The organism is Rhizobium sp. SVR5-9E, assembly GCF_056755095.1.
The window spans coordinates 1-233 of sequence record NZ_JBNDHS010000785.1; the positions used below are offsets into that span (position 1 = coordinate 1).

1 pseudogene is annotated in these 233 nt (G+C 61.4%); it reads right to left on the reverse strand.

Annotated elements, in window-relative coordinates:
- Nucleotides 1–233: pseudogene (locus ACPYOJ_RS36980) on the reverse strand (ABC transporter ATP-binding protein/permease); the annotation flags it as partial.

A 233-nucleotide genomic window follows, 5' to 3' on the forward strand; every position in this document is an offset into this window, starting at 1 on the left:
CCGCTGCCGTTCGTTTTCCTCGCCGCGGGCGACGGTAATCACCGGCAGATTCTCGTTCGCACGCATCAACGAGAAGCGGAGCTCCGCCTCCTTCGAGAAGCGGTCGGCGTTCAGTTTCACCAGTTTCCGGCCGGCGATCTGGCTGAGGACGGAGGCGGATGCGGCATAGAAGACCGCAGCCCAGACCATGTAGCCCGGGATTGTAAAGGTGTAGGTGCGGAAATGGAAGACGA